General features: G+C 64.5%; 14 protein-coding genes and 4 pseudogenes. 14 read left to right on the top strand and 4 right to left on the bottom strand.

Annotated elements, in window-relative coordinates; genetic code table 11:
* The first annotated feature begins 3 nt into the window (after nt 1-3).
* From nuoD to nuoN, 11 genes and pseudogenes are all read left to right on the top strand, one after another.
* Nucleotides 4-1,302, top strand: a complete 1,299-nt coding sequence (nuoD, locus tag MPSD_RS07880; protein ID WP_020788283.1) for an NADH dehydrogenase (quinone) subunit D — start codon at nt 4-6, stop codon at nt 1,300-1,302.
* Entirely contained in the window at nt 1,299-2,054 is a 756-nt protein-coding gene (nuoE, locus tag MPSD_RS07875) for an NADH-quinone oxidoreductase subunit NuoE (RefSeq protein ID WP_011740426.1), read from the top strand. The genes nuoD and nuoE overlap by 4 nt, the downstream gene beginning before the upstream one ends.
* Entirely contained in the window at nt 2,054-3,400 is a 1,347-nt protein-coding gene (gene nuoF / locus MPSD_RS07870) for an NADH-quinone oxidoreductase subunit NuoF (RefSeq protein ID WP_020788284.1), read from the top strand. Before nuoE ends, nuoF begins: the two co-directional genes overlap by 1 nt.
* Complete coding sequence (locus tag MPSD_RS07865; protein WP_086085715.1) at nt 3,397-5,883, top strand: NADH-quinone oxidoreductase subunit G; 2,487 nt, start codon at nt 3,397-3,399, stop codon at nt 5,881-5,883. The genes nuoF and MPSD_RS07865 overlap by 4 nt, the downstream gene beginning before the upstream one ends.
* Nucleotides 5,864-7,138: an NADH-quinone oxidoreductase subunit NuoH gene (nuoH, locus tag MPSD_RS07860; RefSeq protein ID WP_011740429.1), complete on the top strand. Its 1,275-nt coding sequence runs from the start codon at nt 5,864-5,866 to the stop codon at nt 7,136-7,138. Before MPSD_RS07865 ends, nuoH begins: the two co-directional genes overlap by 20 nt.
* A pseudogene (gene nuoI, locus MPSD_RS07855) lies at nt 7,113-7,676 on the top strand (NADH-quinone oxidoreductase subunit NuoI); the annotation flags it as partial. The gene nuoH and the pseudogene nuoI, both read left to right, overlap by 26 nt.
* 8 nt (nt 7,677-7,684) lie before the next feature.
* Entirely contained in the window at nt 7,685-8,461 is a 777-nt protein-coding gene (locus MPSD_RS07850) for an NADH-quinone oxidoreductase subunit J (protein WP_086085717.1), read from the top strand.
* Nucleotides 8,458-8,757, top strand: coding sequence for an NADH-quinone oxidoreductase subunit NuoK (gene nuoK, locus MPSD_RS07845; protein WP_011740432.1), 300 nt, complete (start codon nt 8,458-8,460; stop codon nt 8,755-8,757). Before MPSD_RS07850 ends, nuoK begins: the two co-directional genes overlap by 4 nt.
* Before the next feature lie 10 nt (nt 8,758-8,767).
* On the top strand, nt 8,768-10,669 hold the full coding sequence (gene nuoL / locus MPSD_RS07840; protein WP_020788287.1) for an NADH-quinone oxidoreductase subunit L: 1,902 nt from the start codon (nt 8,768-8,770) through the stop codon (nt 10,667-10,669).
* Entirely contained in the window at nt 10,666-12,252 is a 1,587-nt protein-coding gene (locus tag MPSD_RS07835) for an NADH-quinone oxidoreductase subunit M (protein WP_036427472.1), read from the top strand. Before nuoL ends, MPSD_RS07835 begins: the two co-directional genes overlap by 4 nt.
* On the top strand, nt 12,249-13,835 hold the full coding sequence (nuoN, locus tag MPSD_RS07830; protein ID WP_020788289.1) for an NADH-quinone oxidoreductase subunit NuoN: 1,587 nt from the start codon (nt 12,249-12,251) through the stop codon (nt 13,833-13,835). Before MPSD_RS07835 ends, nuoN begins: the two co-directional genes overlap by 4 nt.
* A gap of 58 nt (nt 13,836-13,893) precedes the next feature.
* On the opposite strand, the gene MPSD_RS07825 is transcribed toward nuoN, so the two are convergent.
* Both MPSD_RS07825 and MPSD_RS07820 read right to left on the bottom strand, forming a co-directional pair.
* A complete protein-coding gene (locus MPSD_RS07825) occupies nt 13,894-15,759 on the bottom strand; it encodes a PPE family protein (protein ID WP_174524129.1) in 1,866 nt (621 codons plus the stop codon).
* Between the two features lie 872 nt (nt 15,760-16,631).
* A pseudogene (locus MPSD_RS07820) lies at nt 16,632-17,468 on the bottom strand (hypothetical protein); the annotation flags it as partial.
* Between the two features lie 43 nt (nt 17,469-17,511).
* On the opposite strand from MPSD_RS07820, the gene MPSD_RS07815 reads away from it, so the two are divergent.
* From MPSD_RS07815 to MPSD_RS07805, 3 genes and pseudogenes are all read left to right on the top strand, one after another.
* Entirely contained in the window at nt 17,512-17,820 is a 309-nt protein-coding gene (locus tag MPSD_RS07815) for a transposase family protein (RefSeq protein WP_119571757.1), read from the top strand.
* A gap of 119 nt (nt 17,821-17,939) precedes the next feature.
* Nucleotides 17,940-19,142: an ISAs1-like element IS2404/ISMul1 family transposase gene (locus MPSD_RS07810; RefSeq protein ID WP_420811884.1), complete on the top strand. Its 1,203-nt coding sequence runs from the start codon at nt 17,940-17,942 to the stop codon at nt 19,140-19,142.
* A gap of 21 nt (nt 19,143-19,163) precedes the next feature.
* Nucleotides 19,164-20,189, top strand: a pseudogene (locus MPSD_RS07805) (ISAs1-like element IS2404/ISMul1 family transposase); the annotation flags it as partial.
* Nucleotides 20,190-20,208: 19 nt separating this feature from the next.
* On the opposite strand, the pseudogene MPSD_RS07800 reads toward MPSD_RS07805, so the two are convergent.
* Together MPSD_RS07800 and MPSD_RS07795 are read right to left on the bottom strand one after the other, a co-directional pair.
* A pseudogene (locus tag MPSD_RS07800) lies at nt 20,209-21,279 on the bottom strand (PPE family protein); the annotation flags it as partial.
* Between the two features lie 220 nt (nt 21,280-21,499).
* The gene (locus MPSD_RS07795) at nt 21,500-21,949 is read right to left on the bottom strand and encodes a hypothetical protein (protein WP_020788293.1); all 450 of its coding nucleotides are present in this window, start codon (nt 21,947-21,949) and stop codon (nt 21,500-21,502) included.
* Between the last annotated feature and the right edge of the window lies 1 nt (nt 21,950).

Genomic DNA, 21,950 nt, shown 5'->3' with positions numbered 1-21,950 from the left:
GAAATGACCGACACCGAAACCGTGCTGGTCGCGGGCGGACAGGACTGGAACGAGATCGTCGAGGCCGCCCGCGGCGCCGACCCCGGGGAACGCATCGTCGTCAACATGGGGCCCCAGCACCCTTCCACCCATGGGGTGCTTCGGCTGATCCTCGAGATCGAGGGTGAAACCGTCACCGAGGTCCGGTGCGGAATCGGCTACCTGCACACCGGAATCGAGAAGAACCTCGAATACCGGTACTGGACTCAGGGCGTCACCTTCGTGACCCGGATGGACTACCTGTCGCCGTTCTTCAACGAGACCGCCTACTGTCTGGGTGTCGAGAAACTCCTGGGCATCACCGACGAGATTCCCGAGCGGGTCAACGTCATCCGGGTGATGATGATGGAGCTCAACCGGATCTCCTCGCACTTGGTCGCATTGGCCACCGGCGGCATGGAATTGGGTGCCATGACACCGATGTTCGTCGGTTTCCGGGCCCGCGAGATCATTCTCAGCCTGTTCGAGTCGATCACCGGCCTGCGGATGAACAGCGCCTACATCCGGCCCGGCGGTGTGGCACAGAACCTGCCACCGGATGGGCCTACCGAGATCGCCAAAGCCATTGCAGATCTTCGCCAGCCGCTGCGCGAGATGGGGGATCTGCTCAACGAAAACGCCATCTGGAAGGCGCGCACCCAGGACGTCGGCTACCTGGATCTGGCCGGATGCATGGCCCTGGGCATCACCGGCCCGATCCTGCGATCCACGGGGCTGCCCCACGATCTGCGCAAGAGCGAGCCCTATTGCGGCTATGAGAACTACGAGTTCGACGTGATCACCGCTGACGGTTGCGATGCCTACGGCCGCTACATGATTCGTGTCAAAGAGATGTGGGAATCGATCAAGATCGTCGAGCAGTGTCTGGACAGGCTGCGGCCCGGGCCGACCATGATCGAGGACCGCAAACTGGCGTGGCCGGCCGATTTGAAGATGGGGCCCGACGGCATGGGCAACTCACCCGAACACATCGCCAAGATCATGGGTAGTTCGATGGAAGCCCTGATCCACCACTTCAAGCTGGTCACCGAGGGGATCCGGGTGCCGGCCGGTCAGGTGTATGTGGCCGTGGAATCACCGCGCGGCGAGCTCGGCGTGCACATGGTCAGCGATGGCGGCACCCGCCCCTACCGCGTGCACTACCGCGACCCCTCATTCACCAACCTGCAAGCGGTTGCAGCAATGTCCGAAGGCGGGATGGTTGCCGACTTGATTACCGCGGTCGCCAGCATCGATCCCGTGATGGGAGGGGTGGATCGGTGAACGCGCCACAGAGTCAGCCGGTATTCGTCCGGCTCGGACCGCCACCCGAGGAGCCCAACCAATTCACGGTTGAGGGCGCCCCGCAGGCCTACCCGCCGGATGCGCTGGCACGGCTGGAGATCGAAGCCAAGGAGATCATCGGCCGCTATCCCGACCAGCGCTCCGCGCTGCTGCCGTTGCTGCACCTGGTGCAGGGCGAGGACTCCTACCTGACCCCCGCGGGCCTGCAGTTCTGCGCAAATCAGTTGGGCCTGACCGGAGCCGAGGTTTCGGCGGTGGCCAGCTTCTACACCATGTATCGCCGTGGGCCGACCGGCGAATACCTGGTCGGCGTCTGCACCAACACCCTGTGCGCGGTGATGGGCGGCGACGCAATCTTTGAGACCCTCAAAGACCACCTCGGCGTCGGCAACGACGAGACCACCTCCGATGGCTCGGTCACCTTGGGGCACATCGAATGCAACGCGGCCTGCGACTACGCGCCGGTGGTGATGGTCAACTGGGAATTCTTTGACAACCAGACACCGGAATCGGCGCGCGAACTCGTTGACTCGCTGCGCTCGGGCGAACCGATCGCGCCTACCCGGGGCGCTCCGCTGTGCGGCTTCCGCCAGACATCGCGCATTCTGGCCGGCTTGCCCGACACCCGGCCCGACCAGGGCCAGGGCGGTGCGGGTGCCGCGACATTAGCCGGACTGCGGGTGGCGCAAGACAACGACATGCAGGCACCGCCGGCACCTGGAGGGCAGTGATGACTTCCCAGGCAACACCTTTGACGCCGGTCATCAGTCGTTACTGGGACGACCCCGAGTCGTGGACGCTGGCCACCTACCGTCGCCACGACGGGTACCGGGCGTTGGAGAAGGCCCTGGCCATGGGGCCCGACGCGGTGATCGGAACGGTGAAGGACTCGGGTCTGCGCGGACGCGGCGGCGCCGGCTTCTCCACCGGCACCAAGTGGTCGTTCATTCCGCAGGGCGATGCCGGTCCCGCGGCCAAGCCCCACTATTTGGTGGTCAACGCCGACGAGTCCGAACCCGGCACGTGCAAAGACATTCCGCTGATGCTGGCCACACCGCACGTGCTCGTCGAGGGCGTCATCATCGCCGCCTACGCGATCCGGGCCAGCCACGCGTTCATCTACGTGCGTGGCGAGGTGCTGCCGGTGTTGCGCCGCCTGCAGAACGCGGTGGCCGAGGCATACGCCGCGGGCCTGTTGGGCCGCAACATCAATGGCTCCGGATTCGATCTGGAACTGGTGGTCCACGCCGGCGCGGGTGCCTACATCTGCGGCGAGGAGACCGCGCTGCTGGATTCGCTCGAGGGCCGGCGCGGTCAGCCACGCCTGCGGCCCCCCTTCCCCGCGGTTGCCGGGCTCTACGGCTGCCCGACGGTGATCAACAACGTCGAAACGATCGCCAGCGTCCCGTCCATCATCCTCAACGGCGTCGACTGGTTCCGCTCGATGGGCAGCGAGAAGTCGCCCGGCTTCACCCTGTATTCGCTGTCCGGCCATGTCACCCGGCCCGGACAGTACGAGGCCCCGCTGGGGATTACCCTGCGCGAATTGCTCGACTACGCCGGCGGGATACGGGCCGGGCACCAACTGAAGTTCTGGACGCCGGGCGGATCGTCGACCCCATTGCTCACCGACGAGCACCTCGATGTGCCGCTGGACTACGAGGGCGTCGGCGGCGTGGGGTCCATGCTGGGCACCAAAGCGTTGGAGATCTTCGACGAGACCACCTGTGTGGTCCGTGCGGTGCGGCGCTGGACCGAGTTCTACAAGCACGAATCATGCGGCAAATGCACCCCGTGCCGAGAAGGCACGTTCTGGCTGGACAAGATCTACGCGCGCCTCGAAACGGGCAAGGGCACCCGCGAGGATATCGACAAGTTGCTCGACATCTCGGATTCCATCTTGGGAAAGTCGTTCTGCGCCCTGGGTGACGGAGCTGCCAGCCCGGCGATGTCCTCGATCAAGCACTTCCAAGACGAGTACATCGCCCACGTCGAACAGGGCGGTTGCCCCTTCGATCCCCGGGACTCCATGCTCACAGCAGGCCGGAATACCGCGAAAGGGACTGGGCCACAATGACAAGTGCGGCCAATACCAAGACCGGCGACGGGGTGAGCCAGCCGGAGCTGGTGACGCTGACTATCGACGGTGCCGAAATCAGCGTTCCCAAAGGAACTTTGGTTATTCGGGCCGCCGAGCTCATGGGTATACAGATCCCACGGTTCTGTGATCACCCGCTGCTCGAGCCGGTCGGCGCGTGTCGGCAATGCCTGGTCGAGGTGGAGGGGCAGCGCAAGCCGTTGGCGTCGTGCACCACCGTCGCCACCGACGACATGGTGGTTCGCACCCAGCTCACGTCCGAGGCCGCCGACAAGGCACAGCACGGCGTGATGGAATTGCTGCTGATCAACCACCCCTTGGACTGCCCGATGTGCGACAAGGGTGGTGAATGCCCGCTGCAGAACCAGGCCATGTCCAACGGGCAGCCCGAGTCGCGGTTCACCGACGTCAAGCGCACCTTCGCCAAGCCGATCAACATCTCCGCGCAGGTGTTGCTGGACCGCGAACGCTGCATCCTGTGCGCCCGGTGCACCCGGTTCTCCAACCAGATTGCCGGGGACCCGTTCATCGACATGCAGGAGCGCGGCGCCCTGCAGCAAGTCGGCATCTATGCCGACGAACCGTTCGACTCCTACTTCTCGGGCAACACCGTGCAGATCTGCCCGGTGGGTGCGCTGACCGGGACCGCCTACCGGTTCCGGGCGCGCCCATTCGATCTGGTCTCGAGCCCCAGCGTCTGCGAGCACTGCGCATCGGGGTGTGCGCAACGCACCGACCATCGCCGCGGCGAAGTGCTGCGCCGGCTCGCCGGTGATGACCCTGAAGTCAACGAAGAGTGGAACTGCGACAAGGGCCGCTGGGCGTTCACCTACGCGACCCAGCCGGACGTCATCACCACTCCCCTGATCCGCGACACCGACGGCAACCTGGTCCCGGCATCGTGGTCGCACGCCATCGTGGCAGCGGCCCGGGGCCTGCAGGAAGCCCGCGGCCGCACCGGTGTGCTGGTCGGCGGCCGGGCCACCTGGGAGGATGCCTACGCCTACGCCAAGTTCGCGCGAATCACCCTGGACAGCAATGACATCGACTTCCGGGCCCGGCCGCACTCGGCCGAGGAGGCCGACTTCCTGGCCGCACGTATCGCGGGACGGCCGGTAACCGTCAGCTACGCCGACCTGGAATCCGCGCCGGTGGTGTTGCTGGTCGGGTTCGAGCCGGAAGACGAGTCGCCGATCGTGTTCTTGCGGCTGCGTAAGGCGGCGCGCAAAAACGGTCTTCCCGTTTACGCTCTCGCCCCGTTCGCCACCCGCGGCCTGCAGAAGATGTCGGGCCGGCTGATCAAGACCACTCCCGGCGCCGAGCCCGCGGCGCTGGACGCCCTGGCCACCGGCGAGCTAGGTGACCTGCTGGCGACGCCGGGCGCGGTCATCATGGTCGGCGAGCGCATGGCCACGGTGCCCGGTGGATTGTCCGCCGCGGCACGGTTGGCCGACAGCACCGGCGCCCGGCTGGCCTGGGTACCACGGCGGGCCGGGGAACGTGGCGCGCTGGAAGCCGGCGCGCTGCCCACGCTGCTGCCCGGCGGCCGTCCGCTGGCCGATGACACCGCCCGCTCGCAGGTTCGTGCGGCGTGGCACGTTTCCGACTTGCCGACCGCCCCTGGACGTGACGCGGCCGGCATCCTGGCCGCCGCCACCGACGGGGACCTGGACGCCCTCCTGGTGGGAGGCTTGGAGCCCGACGACTTCGCGGACCCTGACGCGGTGCTGGCCGCGCTGGACGCCGCCGGGTTCGTGGTCAGCCTGGAACTGCGGCACAGCCCCGTCACCGAGCGCGCCGACGTGGTGTTCCCGGTCGCGCCGACCACGCAGAAGTCCGGAGCGTTCGTCAACTGGGAGGGCCGCTACCGGGAATTCGAACCGTCGCTGCGGGGCAGCACCCAGCAAGCCGGCCAGTCAGATCACCGGGTCCTCGACGCGCTGGCCGATGAGATGGGCGTCTATCTAGGGATGTCGTCGGTCGAGTCGGCGCGCGAAGAGCTCGCGGCGCTGGGCAACTGGGATGGCAAGCACGCCGCCAGCCCCCATGTCACTGCCGCCGGTGCGGCCCAACCCGCGGCGGGTGAGGCCATCCTGACGGGCTGGCGGATGCTGCTCGACGCGGGGCGGTTGCAGGACGGCGAACCCCATCTGTCCGGCACCGCACGCCCACCGGTGGTGCGTCTGGCGGCAGAAACTGCCGCCGAGATCGGCGCCGCCGACGGCGACGCGGTGACCGTCAGCTCGTCACGTGGCTCGATCACCTTGCCGCTGAACATCACTGACATGCCCGAACGGGTGGTGTGGCTGCCCCTCAACTCGCCTGGTTCGGCGGTGTATCGCCAGCTGGGCGCGGGGATCGGCAGCGTCGTACGAATCGGCGCCGGCTCATGGCCCGCACCAGCGACGATGCAGAGCGAAGCGATGAACAGGAGTGGCGCCCATGACCGATTTCGGACATGACGTCTGGTGGCTGGTCGTCGCCAAGGCGATCGCCATCTTCGTGTTTCTCATGCTGACGGTGCTGGTGGCGATCTTGGCCGAACGCAAGTTGCTGGGCCGGATGCAATTGCGCCCCGGCCCAAACCGGGTGGGGCCCAAGGGCTCGCTGCAAAGCCTGGCCGACGGAATCAAGCTGGCGCTCAAAGAGAGCATCACCCCCGGCGGCATCGATCGATTCGTTTACTTTGTCGCCCCGATCATCTCGGTGATTCCCGCGTTCACCGCGTTCGCGTTCATCCCGTTCGGTCCGGTGGTGTCGGTGTTCGGGCATCGCACGCCGCTGCAGTTGACCGATCTGCCGGTGGCGGTGCTGTTCATCCTGGGCCTGTCGGCGATCGGGGTGTACGGCATCGTGCTCGGCGGCTGGGCATCCGGATCCACCTACCCGCTGCTGGGTGGGGTGCGTTCGACCGCACAGGTCATCTCCTACGAGGTGGCCATGGGGCTGTCGTTCGCGGCCGTGTTCCTCTATGCCGGCAGCATGTCGACCTCGCAGATCATCGCCGCACAGGATCGCGTCTGGTACATCTTCCTGCTGCTACCGTCGTTCGTGATCTACCTCATCTCGATGGTGGGCGAGACCAACCGGGCCCCCTTCGACCTGCCCGAGGCCGAGGGTGAGCTGGTGGCCGGTTTCCACACCGAGTACTCGTCGCTGAAGTTCGCGATGTTCATGCTCGCCGAATACGTCAACATGACAACGGTTTCGGCGCTGGCGGCCACGTTGTTCCTGGGCGGCTGGCACGCGCCATGGCCGTTGAACCTGTGGCACGGGGCCAACGCGGGCTGGTGGCCGGTGCTTTGGTTCACCGCCAAGGTGTGGGGATTTTTGTTCATGTACTTCTGGCTGCGCGCCACGCTCCCTCGGCTGCGCTACGACCAGTTCATGGCGCTGGGCTGGAAGCTGCTGATTCCCGTCTCGCTGGTGTGGGTGCTGATCGCGGCGGTGATCCGGACCCTGCGCAACCAGGGCTACCAATACTGGACACCGGCGCTGGTGGTCAGCAGCATCGTCGTGGCCGCAATCCTGGTGATGTCGCTACGAAAACCGTTCAGCACGCCCAACGCCGTGACAAAGGCCCGGCGGCGCGGCAAACAGCCGGCCGCCGGCCCCGACGAGCAAGGCGCCTTGGAACCGCTGTTCCCGACGCCGCCGCTGCCCATGAAGCCGCTGGCTCAGCCAGTTGGTGCGAGCAAGGAGAACGCCCGTGGCTAAATTCCTGGACTCCATTGCCGGATTCGGCGTGACCTTCGGGTCGATGTTCAAAAAGACGGTCACCGAGGAGTACCCGGAGAAGCCGGGTCCGGTAGCTCCCCGGTATCACGGCCGCCATCAGCTCAACCGCTACCCCGACGGCCTGGAGAAATGTATCGGTTGCGAGTTGTGCGCCTGGGCCTGCCCGGCTGACGCGATCTACGTCGAGGGCGCGGACAACACCGACGAGCAACGGTTTTCCCCGGGTGAACGCTACGGCCGGGTGTATCAGATCAACTACCTGCGCTGCATCGGTTGCGGTCTGTGCATCGAGGCTTGTCCGACCCGGGCGCTGACCATGACCAATGACTACGAGTTGGCCGACGACAACCGTGCCGACCTGATCTATGAGAAGGACCGGCTGCTGGCCCCGCTGCAGCCCGAGATGACCGCGCCGCCGCATCCCAGGGCTGCCGGCGCCACCGACAAGGACTACTACCTGGGCAACGTGACCGCCGAAGGCTTGCGCGAAACACAGAAAACCGGAGAGTCGCGGTGACTTCGACCCTGGCTTCCAGTCTGGCCGCGGACACCATCACCGTTACCTCGACCGGTGAGGCGGTGACCTTCTGGATTCTGGGTGCGCTGGCGCTGGTCGGCGCGCTCGGGGTGGTGATGGCCGTCAATGCCGTGTACTCGGCGATGTTCTTGGCGATGACGATAATCATTTTGGCCGTGTTCTACATGATCCAGGACGCGCTGTTCCTGGGGGTGGTCCAGGTCGTCGTCTACACCGGCGCGGTGATGATGCTGTTCTTGTTCGTGCTGATGCTCATCGGTGTGGACTCCGCGGAGTCGCTCAAAGAGACGCTGCGCGGGCAGCGGGTCGCCGCGCTGGTGATCGGGGTCGGATTCGGTGTCCTGTTGATCGCCGCCATCGGCAATGTGGCGGCCGGAGGCTTCGCGGGGTTGACGGCCGCCAACGCCAACGGCAACGTCGAGGGCTTGGCGGCGCTAATCTTCTCGCGCTACCTGTGGGCCTTCGAGTTGACCAGCGCACTGCTGATCACCGCGGCCATCGGCGCGATGGCGCTGGCCCACCGGGAGCGCTTCGAGCGCCGCAAGTCCCAACGCGAACTCTCCCAGGAGCGCTTCCGCCCCGGCGGTCACCCCACACCGCTGCCGAACCCCGGCGTCTACGCACGCCACAACGCGGTCGATGTGGCCGCGCTGCTGCCCGACGGCTCCTACTCCGAGTTGTCGGTCCCGGGGATCCTGCAGACCCGCGGGGCGGATGGACTCCAGACGCCTTCGCCCGAGGCCATCACAGGTGGTGCGTCATGAATCCCGCCAACTATCTGTATCTTTCGGCGCTGCTGTTCACCATTGGCGCCTCCGGGGTGTTGTTGCGCCGCAATGCGATAGTCATGTTCATGTGTGTCGAGCTGATGCTCAACGCCGTCAACCTCGCGTTTGTCACGTTCGCCCGAATGCACGGGCATCTGGACGGACAAATGATCGCGTTCTTCACGATGGTGGTCGCAGCCTGCGAAGTCGTCGTCGGTCTGGCCATCATCATGACGATTTTCCGTACCCGCAAATCGGCGTCGGTCGACGACGCGAACCTACTCAAAGGCTGATAGCGCCACAGTGACGAACTTTCTGGGGACTCAACACACCTGGCTGCTGGTGGCGCTGCCGCTGGCGGGTGCCGCGATCTTGCTGTTCGGCGGTAGGCGGACCGACGCGTGGGGACACTGGTTGGGTTGTGCGGCGGCCCTTGCCTCATTCGGCGTTGGCGCGACCATGCTCGCCGACCTCGTGGGGCGCTCCGCCGACGATCGGCTCATCCACCAAACGGTCTTCACCTGGATGCCGGTGAGCCAGCTGCAGGTGGACTTCGGACTGCAAATCGATCAGCTGTCCATTTGCTTCGTGCTGCTGATCACCGGAGTCGGATCGCTGATCCACATCTACTCGGTCGCCTACATGGCCGAAGACCCCGATCGCCGTAGGTTCTTCGGCTACCTCAACCTGTTCTTGGCCTCGATGCTGCTGCTGGTGGTCGCCGACAACTACGTGTTGCTCTACGTCGGGTGGGAAGGCGTGGGCCTGGCGTCCTACCTGCTGATCGGCTTCTGGTACCACAAGCCGTCGGCCGCCACGGCGGCCAAGAAGGCGTTCGTGATGAACCGGGTTGGCGACGCCGGGCTGGCTTTGGGCATGTTCGTCATGTTCAGCACCTTCGGCACGCTGTCCTACGCCGGGGTCTTTGCCGGTGCGCCGGCCGCCAGCCGGGGAGCGCTGACCGCGATGGGTTTGCTGCTGCTGCTGGGGGCGTGCGCCAAGTCCGCCCAGGTGCCGCTGCAGGCCTGGTTGGGCGACGCGATGGAGGGCCCCACCCCGGTATCCGCCCTGATCCACGCCGCCACCATGGTGACCGCCGGGGTGTACCTGATCGTGCGGTCCAACCCGCTCTACAACCTGGCGCCGGACGCACAGCTGGCCGTGGTCGTGGTGGGTACCGTCACGCTGCTGCTGGGGGCGGTCATCGGGTGCGCCAAGGACGACATCAAACGCGCGCTGGCCGCCTCAACGATGAGCCAGGTCGGCTACATGGTGCTGGCCGCCGGCCTGGGCCCGGCCGGCTACGCGTTCGCGATCATGCACCTGCTCACCCACGGTTTCTTCAAGGCCGGACTGTTCCTGGGATCCGGATCGGTCATCCACGCGATGCATGAGGAACAGGACATGCGCCGGTACGGGGGGCTGCGCGCCGCCCTGCCCGTCACCTTCGTCACCTTCGGGCTGGGCTACCTGGCGATCATCGGTGTGCCACCCTTCGCGGGCTTCTTCTCCAAGGACGCGATCATCGAGGCAGCGCTGGGCGCCGGCGACACCCGCGGCTATGTGCTCGGCGGCGCGGCCCTGCTGGGAGCGGGGGTCACCGCGTTCTACATGACCCGGGTGATGCTGATGACCTTCTTCGGTGAGAAGCGGTGGGCGCCGGGAGCCCACCCGCACGAGGCTCCGGCCCTGATGACCTGGCCGATGATCCTGCTGGCCTTCGGCTCCGTCTTCTCCGGTGGTCTGCTGGCGATGGGCGGCACGCTGCAGCGTTGGCTCGAGCCCGTCGTCGGAGCCCATGAGGAAGCCACCCATGCGCTCCCGACCTGGGTCAGCACCACGGTGGCGCTCGGTGTCGTCGCCGTCGGTATCGCGGTCGCCTACCGGATGTACGGCACCGCTGCCATCCCCCGGGTGGCCCCCGTCCGGGTTTCGGTGCTGACGACGGCCGCGCGCGCCGACATGTATGCCGATGCCTTCAACGAGGAGGTGTTCATGCGCCCTGGCGCGCAACTGACCGACGCGGTGGTCGAGGTCGACAACGCGGGTGTGGACGGCTCGGTCAACGCTTTGGCCGGATTGGTGAGCATGACGTCGAATCGGTTGCGACGAATGCAAACCGGCTTCGCCCGCAACTACGCGTTGTCGATGCTGGCCGGTGCAGTCCTGGTGGCCGCGGTGCTCTTGGCGGTGCAGCTGTGGTGAACTCACACGTACCGTGGCTGACGCTGCTGTGGCTGGTCCCGCTGGCCGCTTCGGTGCTCATCATCATGCTGCCCCCGGGGCTGCGCCAGCTCGCCAAGTGGACCGGCCTGATCGCCAGCGTCGTGACGCTGGCGGTGTCGGTTGTCGTCGCTACCGGGTTCAAGCCGAGCGGCGAGCACTACCAGTTCGTCGAAAACCGTTCCTGGATCCCGGCGTTCGGCGCCAGCTACACGCTCGGGGTGGATGGCATCGCGGTGGTGCTGGTGCTGCTGACCACGGTGCTGATCCCGCTGCTGCAGATCGCCGGCTGGAATGACGGCGGCGAACGCACCAGGGGTGTGCACGCCTACGTCGCGTTGACGCTGGCCATCGAGTCGATGGTGCTGATCTCGGTGGTCGCGCTGGACGTCTTGCTGTTCTACGTGTTCTTCGAGGCCATGCTCATTCCGATGTACTTCCTCATCGGGGTTTTCGGGCAGGGCCGCGCGCGCTCCGGGGCCGCGGTGAAGTTCCTGCTGTACAACCTGTTCGGCGGGCTGATCATGCTGGCAGCGGTCATCGGGCTCTATGTGGTGACCGCCCAAAACGGGTCTGGAACTTTCGACTTCCGCGACATCGTGGCCGGCGTGCAGGGCGGGCATTACGGCGAACATCCGGCGGTCTTCAAAGCCTTGTTCCTCGGATTCATGTTTGCGTTCGCCATCAAGGCCCCGCTGTGGCCCTTCCACCGCTGGTTGCCCGATGCGGCGGTGGAGTCCACGCCGGCGACCGCGGTGCTGATGATGGCGGTGATGGACAAGGTCGGCACGTTCGGCATGCTGCGCTATTGCCTGCAGCTGTTCCCGGACGCCTCAACCTATTTCCGCCCGTTGATCGTGACGCTGGCCATCATCGGCGTGATCTACGGCGCAGTCGTGGCGATCGGTCAGACCGACATCATGCGACTGATCGCCTACACGTCGATCTCGCACTTCGGGTTCATCATCGCGGGGATCTTCGTGATGACCACCCAGGGCCAGAGCGGTTCGACGCTGTACATGCTCAACCACGGACTGTCGACGGCCGCGGTCTTCCTGATCGCCGGCTTCCTGATCTCGCGCCACGGCAGCCGGGCGATCGCCGACTACGGCGGTGTGCAGAAGGTGGCTCCGGTGCTGGCCGGCACCTTCCTGGTTTCGGCCATGGCCACCCTGTCCTTGCCCGGCCTGGCCCCATTCATCAGTGAATTCCTGGTCCTGCTTGGCACTTTCAACCGCTACTGGCTGGCCGCAGCCTTTGGCGTCACCGCGCTGGTGCTTTCCGCCATCTACATGTTGTGGCTGTACCAACGCGTGATGACCGGACCGCTGGCCAAGGACAACGAGCGCATCGGTGACCTGGTGCCACGCGAAATGATCGTGGTCGCGCCGCTGATCGCGATGCTGCTGATCCTCGGGGTCTATCCCAAACCCGTGCTCGATGTCATCAACCCGGCGGTCGAGCACACCATGAGCACCATCGGCCAGCACGATCCCGCGCCCAAGGTGCCACACCCGGCTTCGGGCGTGAGCGCCCCCCGGACAGCCGAAGGACCACACGAATGATTTTGCCCAGCCCAAGCATCGAATACTTCCTGCTGTGTCCGATGCTCATCGTTTTCGGCATCGCCGTCGTCGGCGTGCTGGCCGAGGCGTTCCTGCCGCGCCGGCTGCGATACGGCGCGCAGGTGACACTGGCCCTGAGCGGGTTGGTGGCCGCATTCGTCGCGGTCATCGTGGTGGCCCGGTCGATTCCGGTGACTGGCCGCCGCGCCGTGCTCGGGTCGATGGCAGTGGATCGGCCAACGCTGTTCTTGCAGGGCACGGTGTTGCTGGTGGCGGTGATGGCGGTCATCTTCATCGCTGAACGCAGCGCCCACCGGGTGGCCGCCCAGACCAAGACGGCGGTCGCCGCGGGCAGCGGCGGACTCGACTCCTTCACGCCGCAGGCTTCGGCCGTGCCCGGCAGCGACGCCGAACGCGAGGCGCAACGTGCGGGGGCAGCGCAAACCGAAATCTTCCCGCTGCTCACGCTTTCCGTCGGCGGCATGATGGTATTTCCCGCGGCCAACGACCTGTTGACCATGTTTGTCGCGCTCGAAGTGCTCTCCCTGCCGCTGTATCTGATGTGCGGACTGGCGCGACACCGCCGGTTGCTGTCGCAGGAATCGGCGCTGAAGTACTTCCTGCTGGGCGCGTTCTCTTCGGCATTCTTTCTCTATGGTGTCGCGTTGCTCTATGGCGCTACCGGCTCGCTGACCCTGACCGGTATCCGGGATTCGCTGGCGGCACGCAGCGATATGTCCATGGCCTTGGTGGGCGTCGGTCTGCTGTCGGTCGGTCTGCTGTTCAAGGTTGGCGCCGTCCCCTTCCACTCGTGGATTCCCGATGTGTACCAAGGCGCACCCACGCCGATCACCGGGTTCATGGCGGCGGCCACCAAGGTTGCCGCTTTCGGCGCCCTACTTCGGGTGGTCTACGTGGCGCTGCCCCCGCTGCACGATCAGTGGCGGCCGGTGCTGTGGGCGATTTCGATATTGACCATGGCGGTTGGCACCATCACCGCGGTGAACCAGACCAATGTCAAACGGATGCTTGCCTATTCGTCGGTCGCACACGTCGGCTTCATCCTGACCGGCGTGATCGCCGACAACTCGGCGGGTCTGTCGGCGACGCTGTTCTACCTGGTTGCCTACAGCTTCAGCACGGTGGGCGCATTCGCCATCGTCGGCTTGGTCCGCGACGCGGACGGGGTCGAGGACGCCAACCTGTCCCATTGGGCGGGGCTGGGTCAGCGCTCCCCGATTGTGGGCGTGATGCTGTCGATGTTCCTGCTGGCCTTCGCCGGCATCCCGCTGACGAGCGGGTTCATCAGCAAGTTCTCCGTGTTCAAGGCCGCCGCCGAGGGCGGTGCGGCTCCGTTGGTGGTCATCGGTGTCATCTCCAGCGGAGTGGCCGCCTACTTCTACGTCCGGGTGATCGTGTTGATGTTCTTCACCGAAGAGTCCAGCGACACACCGCAAGTGGTGGCGCCCGGCATCTTGAGCAAGGCGGCGATCGCGGTTTGTGCGGCGGTCACTGTGCTGCTGGGGATCCTGCCGCAACCGGTGCTCGACCTCGCCAACCAGGCCGCCCACTTGCTGCACTGAACCAGCTGTGGGGTGACCCGGCTGGTGACTCACGGGGGTAATCGCCCCTACCAGCGGGCTAGAGGTGGAAGAACCCCGACTGGTTGTCCATGGTGTTGAAGAAGCCCGAAGTGAAGGCTCCTGAGCTGAAGACGCCCGAGGTGAACGAAATGGTGATGAACGGCGCCACGTACACATAACCGTTGTCACCGGAGTTTGCGATACCGATGTTCAGAAAGCCGTTGTTGAACAGCCCCCTGTTGAGGCCGCCCCCGGAGTTACCGATGCCCGCGGTGCCGGGGCCCATGTTGAAAAAGCCCGATGTCCCCTGGTTGAAATGAATGAGGATCGGCGGCGCCCGCGGCGGAAGCGTCTTGGTGGTTTCGTACTGGGCGTTTTGGATACCGGAGGTATCGACACCGGAGTTGTTGAAGCCGGAGAGTCCGGCACCGGTATTGCCGAAGCCCGAGTTCGGGCCAGCCTGGGTGGCGGAGCTCGCGATGGACGTGTTCAGGTTGCCCGAATTGAACAGACCGGTATTGATGTCCCCCGAATTCCCCCATCCGGTGTTGGTGCTGCCCGAGTTGAAGTCACCGGTGTTGACGTCGCCAGCGTTGAAGCTGCCGGTGTTCGACAGGCCCGAGTTTCCGAAGCCGAAGTTGCCGCCGCCACCGTTGCCGAAACCGAAATTGCCGCCTCCCGCGTTCCAGGCGCCGAAGTTGGCGGCACCAGCGTTCTGAACGCCCGTATTGACGCTGCCGGAATTTTCGAATCCCGTGTTGGTATCACCGGAGTTCAAGAAGCCGTAGTTACCGTTGCCCGAGTTGAAGAAGCCCACGTTGTGGTCACCAGAGTTGAAGAACCCGATGTTGTTGCTTCCCGAGTTGCCAAAACCCGTGTTGGCGAGTCCGGTGTTCAACGCGCCAATGCCCATCTGGTTGTCGCCGGTGAGCCCAAAGCCAATGTTGTTGTTACCGGTGTTGGCAAACCCCACGTTGCCATCTCCGAGATTGGCGAAACCAAAGTTGTTGCTGCCAAGGTTGGCAAAGCCGCGGTTGGTGTCGCCGATATTTCCGCTGCCGATGTTACTGCTGCCGGTATTACCGTTGCCGAAGTTGTGACTGCCGAGGTTGCCACTGCCGACATTACTGTCACTGCCGACCGATGAGAGCACCCCGTTTCCGCTACCCAGATTCGAATTGCCGTAGTTGCCGCTGCCCAGGTTTCCGTCGCCGTAGTTGCCACTGCCGACGTTGGAGCCGCCGGTGTTTCCGCTCCCGAGGTTGAGGTTGCCGATGTTGCCGCTGCCCAGGTTGTTATCCCCGGTGTTGCCGTTGCCCAGGTTGAAGTCGCCAATATTGCCCAGCCCCAGGTTGAAAGCGGGAATTGCCGATGCGGCGGCCTGTAGCTGAGCTACCCCCGGTAGGCCCGAGATCCATTGCTGTAGCCCCGCCTCCCAGGACGGCAATGCTGCCGCTTCCGCCGACGCCCCACCGTGATAGCCCACCATCGCCGCCACATCCGCGGCCCACATCTGCTCATAGGCGCCTTCGGTCGCAGCGATCGCCGGCGCATTCTGCCCAAACAGATTCGACATCACCAACTGCACAAACACATTGCGATTGGCCGCCACCGCCACCGGATGCACCATCGCCGAGCGCGATCCCTCAAAAACCTCGGCAACCGCCCTGGCCTGGGCCGAAGCCCCCACCGCACGCGCCGCCGCCGCGCTCAACCAACCCGTATAGGGCGCCGCCGCAGCCGCCGCACCCTGCCAGACCTGACCGGCCAGCCCCGAAGTCACCGACTCAAACGACCGCGCCGCGGTCCCCAATTCCTCAGCCAGCCCACCCCAGGCCACCGCGGCATCCAGCATCGGCGCAGCCCCAGCACCGGCAAACATTCGCACCGAATTGATCTCCGGCGGCAGCAGCAAGAAGCTCATCACTCAGTCCTTCCGTGAACCACACCAAGCGTCTGTCCGCGGCGGTTCGCCATGACACGTGGCCATGCGCTCCGCTCGACCAGTAGCAATAGACTGTAGGCAAAACTTGCCGCTTTGCCAGCGATTCTGTCAAATTCCGTCGGTTTCTGGGCAATTGCACGAGAAATTGCTCGAATTCGGCTGCCGATCGTGCACACAATTCCAGAATGCTATTTCAATTTATCGCGCGCATTGGCACGGCCCCCGAAATATCCCGCCCCGCATGGCCGGCCCGACGTTGTGGCGGCGGCCGTCGATGCACCGGCTCCTACCAAACCGCCCCGCCACCCTCACCGCGGCACCAAGCGACATGGGCATGGGCATGGGCATGGGCACTCATGGGCACTGCAGCTTCACCAGTGCGGGCTTCCCGAGACCCACGCTAGCTGAGTGGAAATCCCCGGCATTGCGGTTGCCCACGCTTCTAGAACCCGCGTTGTTATCGCCGGAATTCTCATAGCCCGCATTCTCCGCGCCACCGTTGCTTAAGCCGGGTCGCCATCTCCCGGTTTGAAGAAGCCCACATTTGGATCTCCGGAGTGGAAAATGCAATATTGCTGTTACCCGGATTACCGAAACCCATATTTCTGCCGCCGGTGTTCAGTTAACCAATAAAATTCAAGGGCCAATGTTTTCGCCGCCGAGGTTCCATTCGCCAGTGTTTGCCCGAGCCGGCGTTGACGGTGGGCAACGTGAACAGCGCCCGCTTCGACCGTGTGCACGGCCACGCGCCTCATGAGCAACCGACTAGGCAGCGCAGATTGCTGGGCGCCACCAGGCGTGACCAATGGCTGGCGCGGAGCCGCCGGACGGATCTTCCGATACGGGAGCCCCTAGGACTGCCCGAAGAAGCCCGCCGTGTTGTCGGTTTCGTTGAACGCTCCTGATGAGCTATCACCCGAGTTGGCAAGGCCGGAGCTGCCGTCGCCGGAGTGCCCGAAGCCCGAACTACCCGAACCCGTCACATTGAAGCCCGTGTTGAACGAGCCGGTATTCCCGACTCCGGTGTTGAATCCGGTCCCGGCATTGTTGAAGCCGACCTGATACTCACCCGTGTTCCCGAAGCCCGAACCGACGCTGAAGAAGCCCGTGTTCATGTTCTGGAAGCCGGATACGCCGCCGCCGAACATCGCATCGTTGGTGTTATTGAAGCCGGACACGTTGTCGCCGGTGTTCCCGAAGCCTGACTGGGTGGCACCGGCTGGGGTGTCGGCGCTGCCCACGGTGGTGTTGAAATCACCCGAGTTGAGGAAGCCGGTGTTGACGCTGCCGGCGTTGCCGCCGCCAGTGTTGAGGTCACCCGAGTTGAAGAATCCCGTGTTCCCACCGATGAACGTGGCTGAGCCCCCGGAATTGAAGAAACCGGTGTTGCTGTAGCCGGCGTTACCGGAGCCCATGTTGGAACCACCGGCATTGCTATCACCCACATTGCTGGAGCCCGCGTTGTTGAAACCGAGGTTGTTGGCGCCCGCGTTACCGAAACCGGTGTTGAGCCCGCCTGAATTCCAGAAGCCGGAGTTCACGCCGCCGGAGTTGCCAAAACCGGTGTTGCCGTCCCCGGAGTTGAACACCCCGACGTTGCCGCTGCCGGAGTTGAAGAATCCGATGTTGTTGTCACCGGAGTTGCCGAAACCGAAATTCCCGGTGCCCGCGTTCAACGAACCGATGCCAGGGCTCCGGCGTTGTTGATTAGCAGGCTTGTGAGCTGGGTTGATGATCTTTGGTGCCGCGCTATTGGGGCCGGAGTGTAGGCACGGGCTATCTGGAGAACGATCGAGTTGGTTACTGTTCGTCGTTGGTCTGGAGTTGCCCGTGCCTACCGTTTCAGTATTGCCTGTGTCGTCGGTTCCAGAGGTGTTCGACCGCTGGAGTCCTGGTGAGCGCAGCGAGCTCATCGGATCGGAGTTTCTCGATGTGTTGGCCTCGGTGCCAGACCCGAGGGACCCACGCGGTCGGAGGTATTCGCTGATGGCTTTGTTGGCGATCGCGGTTCTGGCCCAGGGCTCCGGCGTTGTTGATTAGCAGGCTTGTGAGCTGGGTTGATGATCTTTGGTGCCGCGCTATTGGGGCCGGAGTGTAGGCACGGGCTATCTGGAGAACGATCGAGTTGGTTACTGTTCGTCGTTGGTCTGGAGTTGCCCGTGCCTACCGTTTCAGTATTGCGTGTGTCGTCGGTTCCAGAGGTGTTCGACCGCTGGAGTCCTGGTGAGCGCAGCGAGCTCATCGGATCGGAGTTTCTCGATGTGTTGGCCTCGGTGCCAGACCCGAGGGACCCACGCGGTCGGAGGTATTCGCTGATGGCTTTGTTGGCGATCGCGGTTCTGGCCACTGCCGCGGGGATGCGCGGCTATGCTGGCTTTGCCACATGGGCGGCCACCGCTCCCGATGATGTGTTGGCCCAATTAGGGGTCCGGTTCCGGCGGCCCAGTGAGAAGACCTTCCGCGCTGTTTTGTCTCGGCTAGACCCCGCCGACCTCAACGCCAGGATGGGCAGTTACTTCACTGCACACGTGGCCAGCAGCGACCCCAGTGGATTGGTGCCGATCGCGTTGGACGGCAAGATGCTGCGTGGTGCTTTACGCGCCAAAGCGACAGCCACGCATCTCGTGTCGGTGTTCGCCCACCGTGCCCGATTGGTGCTCGGTCAACTCGCTGTCGCCGAGAAAAGCAATGAAATTCCCTGCGTACGTGCCCTGCTCACGCTGCTGCCGGGTAGCTTGCGGTGGCTGGTCACCGTGGATGCGATGCATACCCAGGTCGTCACCGCGAAGTTGATCTGCGCCACCTTGAAGTCGCACTACCTGATGATCGTCAAGTCCAACCAAGCCAAAATACTTGCGCGTATCACCGCGCTGCCCTGGGCCGAGGTGCCCACAGCCGCTACCGACGACTCCCGCGGCCACGGCCGTGTCGAGACCCGCACCCCGCAAATCATCACCGCTGCACGAGGAATCGGCTTCCCCTACGCAAAACAAATCATCCGGATCACTCGTGAACGCTTGATCACCGCCACCGACCAGCGCAGCGTGGAGGTGGTCTATGCCATCTGCAGCCTGCCGTTCGAGCACGCCCGCCCTACCGCGATCATGACCTGGATGCGTCAACACTGGGGAATCGAGAACAGCCTGCACTGGATACGCGACGTCACCTTCGACGAAGACCGTCAAAGGGCACATACCGGAAACGGCGCACAGGTCCTAGCAGCGCTACGCAACACCGCGATCAATCTGCACCGCCTCAACGGCGCCGACAACATCGCCGAAGCCTGCCGGATCACCGCTTTGACCGCCAACCGCCGCCTAGACCTCCTCAATCCACAATCCCCCAGCTCACAAGCCTGCTAATCAACAACGCCGGAGCCCTGGGTTCTGGCCACTGCCGCGGGGATGCGCGGCTATGCTGGTTTTGCCACATGGGCGGCCACCGCTCCCGATGATGTGTTGGCCCAATTAGGGGTCCGGTTCCGGCGGCCCAGTGAGAAGACCTTCCGCGCTGTTTTGTCTCGGCTAGACCCCGCCGACCTCAACGCCAGGATGGGCAGTTACTTCACTGCACACGTGGCCAGCAGCAACCCCAGTGGATTGGTGCCGATCGCGTTGGACGGCAAGATGCTGCGTGGTGCTTTACGCGCCAAAGCGACAGCCACGCATCTCGTGTCGGTGTTCGCCCACCGTGCCCGATTGGTGCTCGGTCAACTCGCTGTCGCCGAGAAAAGCAATGAAATTCCCTGCGCACGTGCCCTGCTCACGCTGCTGCCGGGTAGCTTGCGGTGGCTGGTCACCGTGGATGCGATGCATACCCAGGTCGTCACCGCGAAGTTGATCTGCGCCACCTTGAAGTCGCACTACCTGATGATCGTCAAGTCCAACCAAGCCAAAATACTTGCGCGTATCACCGCGCTGCCCTGGGCCGAGGTGCCCACAGCCGCTACCGACGACTCCCGCGGCCACGGCCGTGTCGAGACCCGCACCCTGCAAATCATCACCGCTGCACGAGGAATCGGCTTCCCCTACGCAAAACAAATCATCCGGATCACTCGTGAACGCTTGATCACCGCCACCGACCAGCGCAGCGTGGAGGTGGTCTATGCCATCTGCAGCCTGCCGTTCGAGCACGCCCGCCCTACCGCGATCATGACCTGGATGCGTCAACACTGGGGAATCGAGAACAGCCTGCACTGGATACGCGACGTCACCTTCGACGAAGACCGTCAAAGGGCACATACCGGAAACGGCGCACAGGTCCTAGCAACGCTACGCAACACCGCGATCAATCTGCACCGCCTCAACGGCGCCGACAACATCGCCGAAGCCTGCCGGATCACCGCTTTGACCGCCAACCGCCGCCTAGACCTCCTCAATCCACAATTCCCCAGCTCACAAGCCTGCTAATCAACAACGCCGGAGCCCTGGAACCGATGCCGACCTGGTTATCTCCGCTGAGACCGAAACCGATGTTGTTGTTACCCACGTTGCCGAATCCGAAGTTGTTATTTCCGATATTCGCCAACCCGATGTTGGACAAACCGATGTTGGCGCTGCCGAGGTTGAAGGCACCGAGGTTTGCGTCACCGATGTTGTTCCCGGTGCTGAACGACACGGGGTCCATGCCGTTGGCGTTGCCGAAGTTTCCGCTCCCGAAGTTGCCGAGACCGAAGTTTCCGTTCCCCAAGTTTCCGCCGCCGAAGTTGAGGTTGCCGTTGTTGCCGCTACCGAAGTTGGTATTGCCGATGTTGCCATTGCCCAGGTTGGCGAAACCAAAGTTCCCACCACCGAGGTTGAGGTTGCCGATGTTGCCGCCGCCCAGGTTCAGATTTCCGAAGTTTCCGCTGCCCAGGTTGAACGAGCCGTTGTTTCCGCCGCCGAGATTCCACTGGCCCGAGTTGCCCAGGCCAGTGTTGACGGTAGGCAAGTTGAACAACGCTGCCGCGGGCGCCGCCGCCGCTTGACCTATGCCGGGCAACCCCGACAACGCCTGCTGCCACGACGGCAGCCCCGACGCGGCAGCCGAGGCGCCACCGTGATACCCGACCATCGCGGCCACGTCCGCGGCCCACATCTCCTCATACGTGCCTTCGGTCGCCGCGATCGCCGGCGCGTTCTGACCGAACAGATTCGACATCACCAACTGCACAAACACGTTGCGATTGGCCGCCACCGCCAGCGGATGCACCATCGCCGACCGTGCCGCCTCAAACGCAGACGCCACCATCTTGGCCTGCCCGGCCGCCCCCGCCGCCCGGGCCGCCGCACTCAACCAACTGGAGTAGGGCGCCGCGACCGCCGCCATCGCCTTGGCCGCCGCGCCCTGCCACGCCTGACCCGTCAATCCTGAGGTCACCGATGCAAACGACTCCGCCGCCATCCCCAACTCTGCCGACAGCCCATCCCAGGCCACCGCTGCCTCCAACATCGGCGCGGACCCCGCGCCAGCGAAGATTCGCAATGAATTGATCTCCGGAGGCAACACTGCAAAGCTCATCAGCCCATCCCTTTCTCGAAGTCGCTACAGACCGCGGCCCCGCACCCGGACACGTCCACATCTGGCCCTGCTCAGACGGTCGGCCCCTGGACCCGGCCTGTAGAACAGGACTCTAGGAAAATCGGAGTCCGATATCCGGGGTTTCGCGAAATTTCTTTTACGTGCCGGAAATACGCCAGTCCGCGCCGGCCCGCAATCCTCGCCGGCGCCGCAAAAACGTTCAGTGCAGAAACGGACGGGTGGCCAATACATAGATTGCCAGCACCGCCAACGGCGCCGCCAATGGCAACCACGGCACCTGCAGCGGAAATGCGGTGGCCGCCAGGCCTGCGAACGCAAATCCAAGGGCGGCAACGATAGTCGGCCAGGTAGCCATCGCGACGCCGGCGGGAGCCCCGGCCGCGTGCCGGCTCACCAGGTAGGCCACGGCGCAAAGGCCACACAGTGCGGCAAGCAATTGCGGCGGCGCCGACAACACCAGCGCCAGCACCGTCAGCAATACCGCAACCGTTGCCGCCGTACGCACCAAGATTCCCGCTACCAAGGCAATGACGGCTCCGGCCAGAGCGACGATTACCGGCCCCTGAGCTCCGGCACCGGCGGCGCCCACCATGAGCAGCCCGAATACCGGGGACAGGACTCGACTGCCGGTTCCGGCCACCGATCCCATG

It is taken from the genome of Mycobacterium pseudoshottsii JCM 15466, assembly GCF_003584745.1.
Taxonomy (GTDB): Bacteria; Actinomycetota; Actinomycetes; order Mycobacteriales; family Mycobacteriaceae; genus Mycobacterium; species Mycobacterium marinum.
Note: the sequence above shows the minus strand (reverse complement) of the source record. Positions and strands in the feature narration are given on the sequence as shown.